Annotated in this window: 13 protein-coding genes; 4 read left to right on the forward strand and 9 right to left on the reverse strand. The window is 56.4% G+C overall.

Translation table 11 applies throughout. The features are described 5' to 3' along the window. From IVB40_RS28325 to IVB40_RS28335, 3 genes are all read right to left on the reverse strand, one after another. On the reverse strand, positions 1–387 hold the full coding sequence (locus IVB40_RS28325) for a hypothetical protein (RefSeq protein ID WP_247816965.1): 387 nt from the start codon (positions 385–387) through the stop codon (positions 1–3). A gap of 220 nt (positions 388–607) precedes the next feature. Further along, positions 608–862 (reverse strand): hypothetical protein, encoded by a 255-nt coding sequence (locus tag IVB40_RS28330; protein WP_247816966.1) that lies wholly within the window; start codon positions 860–862, stop codon positions 608–610. Between the two features lie 17 nt (positions 863–879). Then, positions 880–1047 (reverse strand): hypothetical protein, encoded by a 168-nt coding sequence (locus IVB40_RS28335; protein WP_247816967.1) that lies wholly within the window; start codon positions 1045–1047, stop codon positions 880–882. 420 nt (positions 1048–1467) lie between these two features. Between IVB40_RS28335 and IVB40_RS28340 the strand changes: the two genes are divergently transcribed. From IVB40_RS28340 to IVB40_RS28350, 3 genes are read left to right on the forward strand one after another with little or no spacing between them, the layout of a single operon-like run. Further along, the gene (locus tag IVB40_RS28340; protein ID WP_247816968.1) at positions 1468–2331 is read left to right on the forward strand and encodes a YqaJ viral recombinase family protein; all 864 of its coding nucleotides are present in this window, start codon (positions 1468–1470) and stop codon (positions 2329–2331) included. Beyond that, positions 2315–3460, forward strand: coding sequence for an ERF family protein (locus IVB40_RS28345; RefSeq protein WP_247816969.1), 1146 nt, complete (start codon positions 2315–2317; stop codon positions 3458–3460). The genes IVB40_RS28340 and IVB40_RS28345 overlap by 17 nt, the downstream gene beginning before the upstream one ends. Before the next feature lie 41 nt (positions 3461–3501). Continuing rightward, positions 3502–4059 (forward strand): hypothetical protein, encoded by a 558-nt coding sequence (locus tag IVB40_RS28350; protein ID WP_247816970.1) that lies wholly within the window; start codon positions 3502–3504, stop codon positions 4057–4059. A gap of 31 nt (positions 4060–4090) precedes the next feature. Here the strand turns inward: IVB40_RS28350 and IVB40_RS28355 are convergent, their stop codons facing one another. Next, positions 4091–5062 (reverse strand): GDP-L-fucose synthase, encoded by a 972-nt coding sequence (locus IVB40_RS28355; RefSeq protein ID WP_256468204.1) that lies wholly within the window; start codon positions 5060–5062, stop codon positions 4091–4093. After that, positions 5043–6113, reverse strand: coding sequence for a GDP-mannose 4,6-dehydratase (gene gmd / locus IVB40_RS28360; RefSeq protein WP_247816971.1), 1071 nt, complete (start codon positions 6111–6113; stop codon positions 5043–5045). The genes IVB40_RS28355 and gmd overlap by 20 nt, the downstream gene beginning before the upstream one ends. Before the next feature lie 879 nt (positions 6114–6992). On the opposite strand from gmd, the gene IVB40_RS28365 reads away from it, so the two are divergent. Continuing rightward, on the forward strand, positions 6993–10079 hold the full coding sequence (locus tag IVB40_RS28365; RefSeq protein WP_247816972.1) for a hypothetical protein: 3087 nt from the start codon (positions 6993–6995) through the stop codon (positions 10077–10079). A gap of 556 nt (positions 10080–10635) precedes the next feature. On the opposite strand, the gene IVB40_RS28370 is transcribed toward IVB40_RS28365, so the two are convergent. The 4 genes from IVB40_RS28370 to IVB40_RS28385 all read right to left on the reverse strand — a co-directional run bounded on the left by IVB40_RS28370 (position 10636) and on the right by IVB40_RS28385 (position 15365). Beyond that, positions 10636–12549, reverse strand: coding sequence for an HAD-IIIA family hydrolase (locus tag IVB40_RS28370; protein ID WP_247816973.1), 1914 nt, complete (start codon positions 12547–12549; stop codon positions 10636–10638). Then, positions 12546–13505: an SDR family NAD(P)-dependent oxidoreductase gene (locus tag IVB40_RS28375; RefSeq protein WP_247816974.1), complete on the reverse strand. Its 960-nt coding sequence runs from the start codon at positions 13503–13505 to the stop codon at positions 12546–12548. Before IVB40_RS28375 ends, IVB40_RS28370 begins: the two co-directional genes overlap by 4 nt. 191 nt (positions 13506–13696) lie before the next feature. Continuing rightward, on the reverse strand, positions 13697–14293 hold the full coding sequence (locus IVB40_RS28380; protein ID WP_247816975.1) for an SIS domain-containing protein: 597 nt from the start codon (positions 14291–14293) through the stop codon (positions 13697–13699). A gap of 193 nt (positions 14294–14486) precedes the next feature. Next, complete coding sequence (locus IVB40_RS28385) at positions 14487–15365, reverse strand: class I SAM-dependent methyltransferase (RefSeq protein ID WP_247816976.1); 879 nt, start codon at positions 15363–15365, stop codon at positions 14487–14489. Positions 15366–15404: the final 39 nt, after the last annotated feature.

Consider the following 15404-nt stretch of genomic DNA (forward strand, 5'->3'; position numbering starts at 1 on the left):
CTAGTCCAACAAGCGTTTCAGGACACGCCGTTGCGCAGCCCGGGCCTCTCTCTCATAGCGTTCCAGTCCAGCAAGCCGCTTCGCCAGCTTCGGGATCGGGCATTCCAGCAACGCAATGAGCATGTCATAACGGGCTTGGCGGATGCGACCCAGCCACAGATTGGCACGGACAAGATCATCAATGCTCAACGAGCTGTTTTGCTGCGCCAAGCCTGCCGTGATCGCCCGCCCTAAGCAGCTGGAGCTAGCATCACGTTCCGCCTTCACGCGCGAGAGCCCATGTTGACGGGCATTGCGGCTCGACTTCGCTTTTCCCGTGTTTGTCTTGGGCCCTGTGCTTCGTTTGGCGTTCAGCCTGTTTGTTTCGATCTTTCGTTGTGACGTCATGAGGCTGCGTTCTCTGATGTCTGCTCTACGGGAGCGACCGTGGATGTGTGTCGCATAAAATCGGATCGTACGGCGCCTCGCGTTCCGACCTAGCCAGGTCGCACGCTTTCAGTGTGGATCCTGGGTTCCGGCGCTTTCGCTAAGTGCTAAACGGACTGCACCGACACTTGCCTCTGCGCTCGCAACGAACCCGGTCGGCACGCGGTACGCATCGAGTAATTTAAGTTGAGGAAGTCTTCAGCGATTCAATGGGCACCTCGCTTGCACCACTATTAATGTCGGTGCGTTTGGACCACGCGATGCGTTTGCAGTGAAGTTCGCGGCGTTCGATCTCCGAGGACAGTCGCTCCGCCCGCTGTCTCGCGGCGGCTCCGACTAGGCTCGTGCCAGCCAATGCGTCGGCCACAACTTCGTTTCGGATGAACTCGTACATCCGCAGGAGGAAATGATCGGAAAGGCCTTCGAAGTCGTTCATGGTAGGCACAATCGAATTCAGGAAATAATCCAGAGTATCAAACGAAAACCTACCCAGCCAAGCGCCACAATCCAAGCAATCATCGCCAGGCCGGCGGCCCCGAAGAAGACAAACGCCAAGAGATGGTCGCCGATGCGCCTTTGCCGGCTAGTCGGCTCATCGCTCTGCTCAGTTCGATCAAGCATTCTGACCTGCCCTTGGGAATTCAAGGAATTACAGGCCGCGCGATGGGACGACAAACGATAGCTGCGATTAACCTCACCGGTCAACGTTAAGGACTAGCGGAAGAGGCCGATCGCGCCCAGGAGGGAGACCCGGAGCCCTGCGTTAGTGCCAACCTTGAGGCGACGCCGATGCACTTTCGCCCGTATCATTGGCTTCGATTTGTCGATTTGCGCTGGAGGGGCCCGGATAGCCGATCGCGACGCCAATTTACAGACGATATGAGCAATATGATTGCTGCAGAAACGACTGGCATTCCGCCGCGATCGGAGCGTTACTGAGTCGGGCCGGGCGCAATGGCAGCGCCGGTATCTCGCCCCGCGGACGCGGGGCTTCAGGCAGTGCGGCGAGGAGCGCCGCTGTTCCTGGAGGAGGAGATACCCGTGCGTAGCTTACAGAGTGACGGCGTGGCCGAGCCACAGCATCCCATTATGCGTTTCAATCCGAATGATCGACGGCATTTCATCGGTGGTTCGGATGCCCGCATCATCATGGGACATAATCAGGAGAACCTCATCCGCCTTTGGCGGGAAAAGCGCGGCGAAATCGAATTGCAGGATCTCTCAGACAATCTGATCGTCCAGCTCGGAACTGTGACGGAGGTCTTGAACCGCGCCTGGTATCAACGCGCGAGCGGCCACACGGTTAAGGACATTCAGAAGCGCGTTCGTCATCCCATCCATAAATGGATGGCGGCAACGTTGGACGGGACGGTCGAGCAGACCGGTGCCGTCTTCGAAGCCAAGTTCATGCTGCCTTGGGCCTTTACGGAGGAAGCTGCGGCCGAGAAGCACATGGCCCAGCTGCAGCACAACATGTGGGTCACCGCGTCACGCAGCGCCGTTCTCTCGATCATCACCGGCGGCGGTAAATGGGTCGAGATCAAAATTCACGCCGATCCGCTCTATCAGCATCTCCTGCTCACGGCCGAAAAGAAGTTCTGGCGTTGTGTCCAAAGCGGCGAGCCGCCGATCCTCTTCAATATCGAAACACCTCGTCCAAGACTCGAGGCGGTGAAAGTCGTCGATATGTCGACCTCCAACCAATGGGCTGACCTGGCGGCGATCTATCTGCGGACGCGCGAGGCCCAAGGCGAGCACGAGACGGCCAAAACGGATCTGAAAAAGCTGATGCCGGAGGATGCCAAGGAGGCGACCGGCCACGGCATCAAGGCCAAGCGTTCGAAGTCGGGTGCGATCAGCTTCGAGGCTCAAGCAGCGGAGGGGTCCCATGCACCAATCCAGTGAGCGCATCGGGACCATCGCGGCCGCCCTTGCCCGAGCCCAGGCTGAACTGATGAATCCCGAGAAGACCCTGACGGCCGTCATCAGGTCGCCCTTCCCGCGCGAGGAGGACCGGACTTTCCGCTACGCCTCGTTGGCCTCTGGTCTGGACATCGTCCGCAAGACCCTGAGCCAGCAGGAGATCGCCACGATCCAGACCACCCGGATCGAACAGCCGACCGGGCAAATTCACCTCACCACCCTGCTAGCCCACGCCTCAGGGGAGTGGATCTCCTCGGACCTCCCGGTCTGCGCCTCCAAGGAGGTCGAGGCGCCGCATCGGATGGGGGCGGCGCTGACTTACGCCCGCCGCTATGCGCTGTTTGCCTTGGTCGGCATCGCCGGGGAGGACGATCTGGACGCCCCGGACCTCATGACAGGGTCTCCCGCTGCCATCGAACCGCAGATCCAGCTAGGACCGAAAGGCAAGCCGCACAAAGGCGTCCTGAACCGAGCTCCCGTCCTGCCGCCCGACCGCTCCGCTGAGCTGTTGGATCGGCTCTTGGGCGAGCTTGCCGTGCGAGAAGGCGGCGAGGACCTGCTCGCCTGGGCCAAGATCAGCCTCCCGCTCAAGAACACTCTTCTGGAGGCGGACGCCCGCCTGCTCGAGGCCGCCTACCAGAAGAGGTTCGAGGAAGCCGCCCTTCCCGATCTCGATTTAGCAGACCAACAGCCCGTGACAGCGATCAGACAGCGCGAAGTTGAGGGACCCGCCAACGCCTCGTCCCGAGCAGAGGTCGGCCTCGCCTTCCCGAAAGAGCTGCCTCGGAGACGAAGCAAGGATCACCTCGGCTTCATTCGCAGCCAGGGTTGTTTGGTCTGCCAGAAGACCCCCGCTGACGCGCATCACTTGAAATTTGCTCAACCGCGGACCCTGGGACGCAAAGTCAGCGATGAGTTTACCGTGCCGCTGTGCCGATCCCATCACCTATCCCTGCACCGGAACGGAGACGAAAGAGCCTGGTGGACCAATCTGCAAATTTCACCATTGCCCATTGCGAAGCAATTTTGGGATGCGAGCCCCATCCATGTGACACATGGTGTACCGGTCGCTCTACCGCCGCTCCATCCGCTGTCTGAGGCGCAAGGTTAATGAATGGTCCCGTCAACCTACCTCCGAGGTTGCGAAGTGTCTTGCCGCCTCAATTTGAAGCACTATGTCCTCCGCCTCAACTTCTGCCCGGAGAGAACATTGACCACTATTATGCAGTCCAGGCCGCGATCTTTTGCGATATAAATCCTCAATCTGCCGTCGAGTGGCTACTCGCTATCGACGTTGCCGAACTCTCGTGGGAGATGCAGCGCTACCGGGTACTGCGGCACAGGCTCCTAAACACCTATCGTCAGAAGGCTATCGAGATGACGCTTCGCCGCGTCGATCTCGCTGGTGTTATTCCGGAATTCCGGGATATTGCCGAGACCTATACCATGACTAACGCGTTGGATTGGCAACTGGATGCCTCTGCCGCACGGGATATCGAAGCCCGCCTTGAAACGCATGGCTTCGATCAGCACGCCATTAGCATGGAGGTTTACGTTCAGGCGCGCGAGATCATCCTGCTATTTGAATCACTCCTGAATGGAGCACAGCTTCGACGTCTATTGCTATTGAAGGAGATCAACAATGTTCGCCGGTCCACTATAGTGAATGGTGCCGGGGCGAGATCGCGCGATGAGGCTTCGTCTCAATAAGAGAGGTTAGGGCGCCATCTAAGGCCAACGCTCAACTATGGTCAGTTGGCACGAGATCATAGTGCAAGTTCGTCAGAAACGCGTCATACGCCCGCCGCAGTCCTTCACCGAGCGACGTCTGCACTTTCCAGCCCAGCCCAGTAAGCCGGCTGACGTCGAGCAGCTTGCGCGGGGTGCCATCGGGGCGTGAGGTGTCGAAGGTGATCTCGCCGCGATACTCGATCACGTCCGCGACCACTCGGGCGAAGCTGGCAATCGTGATATCCTCACCGGTTCCGATATTGACCAGCTCGGCAGCGGAGTAGGTCTTCATCAAATGTACGCACGCATCGGCCATGTCATCGACGTAGAGGAACTCGCGGCGTGGCGTACCGGAGCCCCAGACCGCAACGCTTTGGGCGCCGGCGACCTTCGCCTCATGGAAGCGCCGGATCAGGGCGGCGACCACGTGGCTATATTGTGGATGATAATTGTCCCCGGGACCGTAGAGATTGGTCGGCATCACGCTGATGAAGTCGCTCCCGTACTGATGGCGATAGGCCTCAGCCATTTTGATGCCAGCGATCTTGGCTATCGCATAGGGTTCGTTGGTCGGCTCGAGCGGACCCGTAAGCATCGACTCTTCCCGGAGCGGCTGGGCAGCGAGCCTTGGATAGATGCAGGACGAGCCGAGAAACATCAGTTTCTCGACACCGTTCAGATGTGCGGCGTGAATGACGTTCGCTGCGATCGCGATGTTGTCGTAGATGAATTCGGCGCGCAACGTGTCATTGGCGACAATGCCTCCGACCTTCGCGGCGCCAAGGAACACGATCTGTGGCCTCGTCTTTGCGAACCAATCGAACACGACAGCCTGATTGCAAAGATCGACCTCGCGCCGGTCGACAGTCACAAGCCTAACATCCTCTCGAGCGAGCCGGCGTAAGAGCGCACTGCCGACCATGCCGCGATGACCGGCGACATAGACGTTCTTTCCTTTTAGCTCAAACGGTATGCGTTCCACTTCCGGCGTTCCGTTTTGCTTGGGCTAGATCGCTAGCTACCATTTCCTCAACAAGCTGGGAAAAGGTTCGTTTCGGCTTCCAGCCGAGCTTCTCACGCGCTTTGCTCGCATCGCCCACGAGGAGATCGACTTCAGTTGGGCGAAAATAGGTCGGATCGATCTTCACCACCGTCTTGCCGCTCGTCTCGTCGATCCCGATTTCCTCGACGCCCTTCCCGCGCCAGGCGATACGACGGCCGACTTGCGCAAAAGACAGCTCGACCATCTCGCGGACCGAGTGCATCTCCCCGGTGGCGAGCACAAAGTCGTCCGGCTTGTCGGCTTGGAGGATCAAGTGCATACCCTCAACGTAGTCCTTGGCATGGCCCCAGTCACGTTTAGCCTCCAGATTTCCAAGATAGAGCGTTTCTTCCAGACCCATCTCAATGCGGGCGACGCCGCGGGTAATTTTGCGAGTTACAAAGGTCTCGCCGCGGATCGGACTCTCGTGATTAAACAAGATACCGTTGCTTGCAAACATTCCGTAGGCTTCGCGGTAGTTCACTGTGATCCAGTAGCCGTAGAGTTTTGCTACTCCGTAAGGAGAGCGCGGATAAAACGGCGTGCTCTCCTTCTGCGGAATCTCTTGCACGAGACCGTATAGCTCGGAGGTAGAGGCTTGGTAGAACCGCGCCTCATTCTCTAAGCCAAGGGTACGGATTGCTTCAAGCAGACGCAGCACACCGATTGCGTCGGCGTTTGCGGTGTATTCTGGGCTCTCGAAGCTAACAGCAACGTGACTCTGAGCTGCGAGATTGTAAATCTCGGTCGGTCTGATCTGCTGCACGAGGCGGATTAGATTGGATGAATCGGTCATGTCGCCATAGTGCATCAAAAACGGCACATTCCCGACGTGAGGATCCCTATATAAATGATCGACCCGCGCGGTGTTGAATGATGACGACCGGCGCTTGATGCCGTGAACGATGTAGCCGAGCGACAGAAGATACTCGGCGAGATAGGCACCGTCTTGCCCGGTCACGCCGGTTATCAGAGCAATCCTCTCTTGCATGTGTAAACCCGGTCCAATCAGTTGGAAGCGACCGCGCACGCTTGGATATCAACGCAACAGCGCCTAAGCGCCTTCGAGATAGTCGCTTTTGGACTTAACCGCAATCCAGGTCAACCCCGACATGGTGGCCAACTTACCAAGAATTTAGTAGTTGGTTTCAGCCGATCGCCTGCGGTCGCTTCGGACTATTTCCAAGTCGTCGCTAGCCTTATCGAGCTGAATTCGCCATCTAGCGGGCTGTTAAACTTGCCGCATATTTTCCAAATGGCAACTTCACGCAGACGGCAGAGTACGGAGTGAAGTCAGGCCGACGGTCCTATCAACGAGAGGTTCCGTCACTTGGCACGCTCCTGAGTTTGCCGCCTGGGCCTTTATCCAAACGCACCGTGGCGCATGTGAACCTCCTCCGAATGAGTGGACACCCGTAGTAGACTCGTTGAGCTTGGAGGTGTCGAATGGAAGATCCACGTCGTCATTTACAGAAGAGTACAGGCGCGAGGCCGTCGATCTGATGGTGTCGAGCCGCCGCTCGATCGCGGCGTACAATATGCTTCGCAGGCCTACCGCAACGCCCTGGTGGGGCCGCCATAAGAGCATCATAAGCCGCAAGGCCAATTACTACGAAAATGTCTCGATGGAGAGCTTCTCTCCATACCCTGAAGACCGAGCTCGTGCATCATCGCAACAACAAAATTCGCGCTGAGGCAAGGAGGCACAGGTCAAGCGCGCCCCACCGATTTGGCTGTATTCCTTAGACGCTCCGCCGCGCAGCCTACAAACTCTAAAATTTTAGGCATCATTTTTTAATTGTACTTAGAATCTTCCTGAACCGTTCCTTCGGACATCACTGGGCAATGTGCACTAGAACAGGAGATGCACATGCCGACCTACGTTAATGTCAAAGGCGAAGCGCTTTCATTGTCCGCCACACCTACAAGGCAGATGAGCAATACTCCCACTGCGGAGATCCAGACCGGCACTGCCGCCAATGAAGCGTATCAGGGCGCCGGCGGTGATCGGCTTGTCGGAGGTGCCGGCGATGACACGTATTTCCTCTGGGACAGCGCGTCGAAAGTTATCGAAAGAGCGGGTGAAGGCATCGATACCATTGACAGCCGGTACTGGGGGGCCGTGACGCTGCCGGACAACGTCGAGAATCTTCTGCTTAGTTCACCGGGATCAACGGCAGGTACCGGGAACGCCCTTAACAATATCATCATCGCGGGCGACGTGGGCGCAACGATAGACGGGATGGCCGGCGATGACGTTCTTGTTGGTGGACGAGGCGCCGATGTGTTCCGCGTTTCGGCCGGCAACGGTTCAGACACTATTATGAACTTCAAGCCAGGTTACGATGTCATTCAATTGCAGGGCTATGGCATCAGCAACTTTGCCCAGCTCACTGCACTCGGGGCTCAGGTCGGGCCCGATGTGATTTTCACATTTGCAAACCAAGAAAAGCTGTTACTGCGTGACGTCTCTCTGGCGAATTTAACGCCCTATGAATTTGGTCTGAAGCCGCCGGCGGTCGAGGCGCATTCGAGTGAGACTTTGCTGGCCGGACCTGGACAGTTTTTCAGCGCTCATGGCTACGGAATTCTGAATAACGTCTGGAATTCCGGCAGCATGGTTTATGGAAAGGACTATTCAATCGACAGCCTTGTCAATACTTCCGATGTTACGGCGGGCACCACGTTCAGCTGGTCCTTTCCCCTCGTCACCGAAGCATTCACGACGATTCGCGCCTATCCAGAGATTATCTTGGGTGTTAGCCCTTTTGGCGGCGGCAAGCCGATCGCCAGCGCGGGCGGATTCGCGCCCACACAAGTTAGTGCGTTGTCTGCACTGACGATCGACTACGATGTGAGCTACAAGGGCAACATAGGAGGCTTCAACGTCGCGTTCGACATCTGGCTCACAAATAAGGCGTATGGCGACGCATCGACGATCACGAACGAGATCATGATTTGGGTTCACAAGGGTGATCTCACACCGTGCGGCGACCTCATCGGCACTCTCCAAATTGGCACATCTTCTGCCAAGATATATTCGACTGGGACGGTCACCTCGGTGGCGCTCGATACCGATCAACCGGCTGGTGAAATCGACGTAACAGCAATCTTAGCTAAGCTGCAGCAGCTCCAAATTGTTGCTCCAAAATCCTATGTTGCATCGATTCAGCTGGGCTCCGAAGTTGCGTCCGGGGCGGGGTCGCTCACGATCAACAACCTTGATGTAGCCGTGCAAACTCAGAATCCAGACGGTTCAAAAACGCTGACAGAGATCACTGGTACTGAAACGACTTCTCACATCATAGCTGCTAAATTGACGACCGGGATCGACCTGTCGGGTGACGACCAAGTCCTTTACGATCCGTCTGCATCAACCGTCGACGGTGGTGCTGGAACCGACACCCTGATTGTGAAGGCTGCCGCAACAGTCAACCTTGGCAATTTCTCTTCTAGTCAGGTGGTCGGGGGCAACGCCTACGTCATGGGTTTCGAAAACGTTGATGCATCGGCGGCGACAGCCGGCGTCGTTCTCACCGCTTCTCCCTTCGGAAGCAACCTGAAGGGCAGCGCCCATGCTGATACCCTGACCGGCGGGGCGGGTTCAGATGTGTTGGATGGCGGCGCGGGCGACGACGTCATCGACGGCGGTGCCGGTGGCGATCGCCTCTCCGGCGGAACCGGCAACGATCGAATTGTTTACGATGCCGCCGACTATTCTATCGACGGTGGTGCGGGAACCGACACCCTGATCCTGAAGTCCGCGGCAACCGTCAACCTTGGCAATTTCTCTTCCAGCCAAGTGATCGGTGGTAACGCCTACGTCGCCGGTTTTGAGAATGTCGATGCATCAATGGCAACGGCCGGCGTCGGCCTCGACGCCTCTCCGTTCGGAAGCAACCTCAAGGGCAGCGCCTATGCCGATAGCCTGACCGGCGGGGCGGGTTCGGACGTGCTGGATGGCGGCGCGGGCGACGACGTCATCGACGGCGGTGCCGGTGGCGATCGCCTCTCCGGCGGAGCCGGCAATGATCGAATTGTCTACGATGCCGCCGACTACTCCATCGACGGTGGTGCAGGAACCGATACGCTGATCCTGAAGTCCGCGGCAACCGTCAACCTTGGCAATTTCTCTTCGAGCCAGGTGACCAGCGGCAACGCCTACGTCACGGGTTTTGAGAATGTCGATGCATCGATGGCAACGGCCGGCGTCGTTCTCAACGCCTCTCCGTTCGGAAGCAACCTCAAGGGGAGCGCCTATGCCGATACCCTGACCGGCGGAGCGGGTTCAGACGTGCTGGATGGCGGCGCGGGCGACGACGTTATCGACGGCGGTGCCGGTGGCGATCGCCTCTCCGGCGGAGCCGGCAATGATCGAATTGTCTACGATGCCGCCGACTACTCCATCGACGGTGGTGCAGGAACCGATACGCTGATCCTGAAGTCCGCGGCAACCGTCAACCTTGACAATTTCTCTTCCAGCCAGGTGACCGGCGGCAACGCCTACGTCACGGGTTTTGAGAACGTCGATGCATCGGCGGCGACGGCCGGTGTCGTTCTAAATGGCTCTCAGTTTAGTAATGTGCTGATCGGAAGCGGCTTTGCGGACGTTATTTTCGGTGGAGGGGGCGGTGATACGCTGACCGGCGGGGGCGGTGCGGACGTATTCCGATTTACGCAACTAACGTCAGGACAACTATCTACCATTACCGATTTTTCTCATACGCAGGGCGACAGAATTGATCTCTCCGCCATCGACGCAATTGCTGGAGGGCAGGACAATCCGTTTACCTTTATTGGAAATTCCAGTTTCCATAACCAAGCCGGCGAATTGCGCATCAATTTGATCAACGGTGGATCGATGGTCGAAGGTGACATTGATGGAAATGGGAAGGCAGACTTCTCAGTTTTCGTCGCTGCCACGACCGCGTTGAATCAGCACGATTTTATCCTTTGAAGACGACCCGACTGTTTTGCATGCCTGAAAAAATGAAATTCGAGCAGTTAGCGAGAAGTTTCTAACCGCTCTCGGTTGGCAAACAGCGCAAAGTCAGACCGGACTGGGTGGGAGCACTGATCGGCCGTTGCGACGTCAAAGGGCAACCGCACCGATGAGCGTTGTCCCACCCTTCTGGCCGTTCGACGAACTATTCATCCGGCAAAACCACCTTTCCGATCAGGGCAGGCGCGCTTGCCAACAATTTTGTTCTCAGATTCGATGCCAGCCCCAACGGCCGAGCGGAAGCATATCTTCAATCATCGCCTTTGTCTCTACCAAGAACCAGAGACGATGGCGGATCCGTGGGATCTCACGCCAACGCGCCGCCGTTACCTCCGGAAGCCAACTTTCGCGCTGGCGCTGCGTTCCGGGATCGCGCCCCTCGCGTTGGGTAGCTTGTCGGCGACCGCCTTCGCTGGCAGCCGGGTCGGTCAGCTGGCGATAGCCGACCTACTGACATTCGGATCGCTCTGCGCGATCGATCTTTGTTAGCCAACAACAACACATAACGAAATTACGATATCTTCCGACCGGAAACAATTGCATCTAGCGACAGAACAACGTCCGAGAATGAGCGCCCTGCCTCAACTAATTCAACCTCATCGGCCTGTCGTTCGTTGTAGATGCCGACTGCTTGTTGAGGTGTCGCTAGACCGCGATCAACAAGATCATCGATCACGCGCGTTCTGCGTGCGTCTTCGTCACCTGTAACGTAAAGCCGCCGTGTCGAACGCGCTGTCGGCCAATCCGCCAGAAGTGCGGGTACTCCTTCCAGAATAAGTATGCTTTCCTTGGATAGCTTTAGGTTGCCACCTTCGACCCGCAACCGCTTAGAACGATCGTAACCAGGCAGCGATAATTCGCAGCCGCTTCCCTCAAGCCAGCCGAGAAGCGATGCTTGAGCCTCAGCAATCCCATACCGTCCGTACACGCCGGTTCCACGATCCGCCTCGGGGAGTATCCATCGATCGAGAGAGAGAGACTGCACGTTGAGCCCGCGGCTCCTCAATTCTCTTTTCAGCACGCCCGTCAGAGTAGTCTTGCCAGAGCGAGCAGGTCCTCCGACCAAAATCAATTCTCCTGGGGCGACCTTCGACAACACCGAGCCCACTGCGTTGACAATCAGGGGATAAACATCAACGATCAAACGGACAGCTGCACCAAAGTCATGGGCAACGAAATCAGGTGCGACAGGATATTTGCCATCAGCACCGCCTTCGCCGGTCGCCACCAGTACAGAACTGACGCCGACGCGCTCCGCGGCCAGTAGATCACTTGTTGTATCACCTACCATCCAAGATCGACACGGGTCGATGTTCATCATTGCAATTGCCTTGACAAACAAACCCGTAGACGGTTTGCGACACTCGCAGGCGAACTTCAGCGAGGTCACTTCGCCAGGAAAGCCTGCGTCTGGATGGTGAGGGCAATAGAAGGTTGCGTCGAGATACGCTCCTTCCGCACCGAGCACGGATTCTAATCGATTGTGAATCTGCTGGAGTTCCTCGTCAGTACACTCCCCCCGAGCGACTACCGGTTGATTTGTTATCATGACAACCCGATACTCCGCATCGTTGAGGCGTTTCACGGCGGCAGGAACCCCGGGCAGCACCACCAGATCTTCTGGGCGGGAAATGTACCCTTTCAAAGCATTTAGGGTGCCATCGCGGTCAATGAAAACTGCACTCTGGGGCTTAGAGCGGCTGGCCCGGGCCACAACACCATTGCGGAGGTGGCCAACAACTTTGTCTAGCCTGGAGGGCGTACCGAGATCCTTGATATATTCGAAGCTCACAAATCCGTTAAGATGCGCGCCGGAAACCAGCATAGCCGGGAATAGATCCTTGGCAAAGTCACACGGGGTCGAGAAGCTCCTCCACGGCTCAAGCGCGGAACGCTCGACAACATAAAGAGCTGCATTGACCAAATTGCGAAGTTCTCTACCGGGAGCATGAGGGTAAGAATGGAACGCTTGAATGGCTCCGCTGCTAGCGAGCTCGACAAGATCTGAATCGGCTGGGTGATCGTTTGGATGCAGCAGAAGCGTCGCATCGGCACCGGCCATCTCGTGAGCAGCAATCATGTGCTCCAGATCGATGTCAAACAGTGTATCTCCATAGACAATTAAAAAGCGCTCGGCCAGCATATCAATACAAGCGAGTACGGCACCGGCGGTGCCCTTAGGTTCACCGTCGTGGACCAGCCTTACCTTGCAGCCAAAATCACGGCCTGAAACGAAAGCCTCGATCTGCTCAGCGGCGTGATTGACCAGCACGAAGACGTCGTCAACGCCGTGAGCGGCTAATGCTCGGAGTTGGCGTTCCAGGAGAGGAATGCCATCGACGTCCACCAAGGGTTTTGGGCGCCCATTCAGCCGTTCGGCCAAACGGGTGCCTTTACCACCCGCAAGTATCACCGCCTGTGTCAAGCGCCCACCTCCTGACAAGCGATCTCTTCGATAGCACGGCGCACGGCTTCGTCCGACCCAAGCGTTGGCGTCCAACCAGTTTCGACCAACTTACGTACGGAATAGCGGAAGCGCGGCACATCTCCTACCCAGCCTCGATTGCCTTGGCTGTATGCAATCATTGCCGTTGGCGACACTCGATCTCTTACAGCTTCAGCAATCATTCTCACCGTAACTCCCTTATCAGTGGGGCCAATATTGAATACTTGATAACGCCCCTTTAGGCGACTGATATGCATCATCGCTTCGATGAGATCATCGACGTGCAGATAGGACTTCTTCTGTGTTCCATCGCCCAGCACCTCGAGTCGGTTGGGCGTGGCCCTCAGCTTGCGGATCAAATCCAAAATCACACCGTGAGTGGCGGGCACCCCAACAACATTTGGAAAACGGAAAATATTCGCGCGCGGCAAATACGCCTCCACCGCCGCCCGTATTTGAGCCTCAGATGCAAGCTTCATTGCGCCATAGTTCGAGATTGGCTCAAGGGGGCCAACCTCTTCATGTATTTCCAATTCACCGAAATCACCGTAGATTGCCGAACTTGAGGCGAAGTGCAACTCCGGGATTTGAGCAAGACGCATTGCCAGCAACACGCCGAATGTTGTCAGAAAAGTTCGGTTAAGATCGATATGCGGGTCTGCAATGCCTGCCGGTATGTCCGAGTTGGCTGCCATGTGCCACACATGGGCTATTCGGTCCCCGGCATGTTTGATCGCATCAAAAAGAGCATCTGGATCCGAGCAATCGATCTGTCGAAACTGAAAACGTGGGTGCACCTCAAGCTCGGCGAGCAACTCAAGCTGGCCGCGCGACAAGTCGTCAACCGCAAGCACCCGCTCCCCATCCACCAGCAACCGACGCGCTAAGTTCACGCCAACAAAGCCGGCGCCACCCGTGATCAGATGTAAGGCCATCCGTCCCTCGCCCAGCTCCGCTGTCTCATTCCATAGCCACTACCCAAAACGAACGTCTCTGCATCGTCTGCAACCGAAGGATTGAAGATGGTTATTGGTACAAATGCCATACTTACAGATTGGTCGTTCTTGGGAAACCTATCGCAAGTTCAATCAAAATCATCGATGCAATCTCAAAAAGAACGCGCCATTTAGGGAGCGGCAATGCGCCTGGAGCCGACAGCAGCCTCTTTAACACCTCCGCAAAGACGCTGCATAACGATATGCCCGAAGACAGCGTGTATGTCCTCACAAATTTGCATATCATCGATATCCACCCAAACCGGATACTTTGCTAGTTTGCGTAGCTTTCCTCCATCGAACCCACAAAGGCCGATCGTCTCGCACCCAATCTCGTTCGCCAGCTCGACTGCTCGGACGACGTTCGCAGAATTGCCACTTCCCGAAATGGCAACAACAACATCGCCCCTACCCGCAGTGTGCTTCAACTGTTCCGAAAAAATTTCGGCATAAGAGACGTCATTAGCGTAGGCGGTGACCATGCCAACATTGTCCAACAACGTTCGACCATAAAATGGTCGGCCGCTGTGCATGGAAATCATCTTGCTCCAGTCGGTAATGAAGTGAATAGCCGTCATGGCGCTTCCACCATTTCCGAGTGTTATGATTTGCTTACCTCCTTGCCACGCGCGTTCAATCGCGCCAATGGAGGCCTCGACCTCAGCGCTATCCGTCATGTCAATAGCCGATTTCAGTTTATTAAAGTAGATTCGAGAATACTGCGTCATCAAGAAACTCCCAAGAGAAAGGTTAAACAGGCACACGGAGAACGCGACTTGAGCATAGCGAAGTGCCTCATCGAACAACAACGCTTCCGATCACTTAAATCAGCGCTCACAGCCGAATGCATCGAGAAAGCCGCCGCAGCTTGCTACATCAGAGGCGCGCCTACATTCCAACCAAGTCACAACCAGAGGACAATCACTCTTCGATCGAGAAGGCATCGTCATAGAGACTTGCCGGCGGCTTTTTAAGATCCACTGAGGATTTGGGTGTGGGCTGGCGACCGAGCACATAAATCGCCGGCGAATATGCGCGCAGGCCAGGCATACACGCGATCGCACGGTAAGCTGGACGGAGCCACCGCTTATCTGAGGTCGGCGATGGAAAAACACCCGCCTTAACGATATCAATACCAAGAAATTCATATAGCGCTTTAAGCTGAGACATCGTGTACTCGTGCTTATGGCGCCCTGCTGTGTCCGCACGGTAGCGCATGTAGATATTCTTGTGAAAGATCAGTCTAATTATGTTGGCGACTGAAGCGACATTGGGCACGGTAATGCACAAATAACCTCCCGGCCGCAGGACTCGGCGCATTTCACTCAGTAGCCGCCCCGGGAATCGGTCAAGGTGCTCAAGTACTTCACAGGCCGTCACAACATCGAAGCTGTCATCAGCGAAGGGGAGATTCTCGTTCTCAATATCCGAGTGATGAATATTGATAGCGCCGCAGCCGGAGTATACGGTACCTACCCCTTTTAGGGGATGTTCATCGTTGGTAAAATAGACCCCATCAGCAGAGCTCGCGCCATGAGCCAGTGCGCGGTAAAGAAGATAAAACGGAGACGCGCCAATATCGAGGACACGGCTACCTGGCACCTCGCTTTTCAAAAGATCGAACGTTCGATCCATGCGATCACGCGCCTTGCGCACGTAATCACCCCGAATGTGATAGGGCGTCGAGCGGATAAGATCTTTGTCGAAATACAGATGAAATCGGTCGCCCGTCGCATCCTCTGAAATCTGAGAATGCAGCGAAGGCGTCAGATTACTTCTTTCGTTTGCAGGTGTCAGCATCTCTACCAAGCTTTAGTCTTGAGAAGCGCAGCTTAGCGC

Origin of the sequence: Bradyrhizobium sp. 40 (assembly GCF_023100925.1) — a bacterium.
Classification (GTDB): Bacteria; Pseudomonadota; Alphaproteobacteria; order Rhizobiales; family Xanthobacteraceae; genus Bradyrhizobium.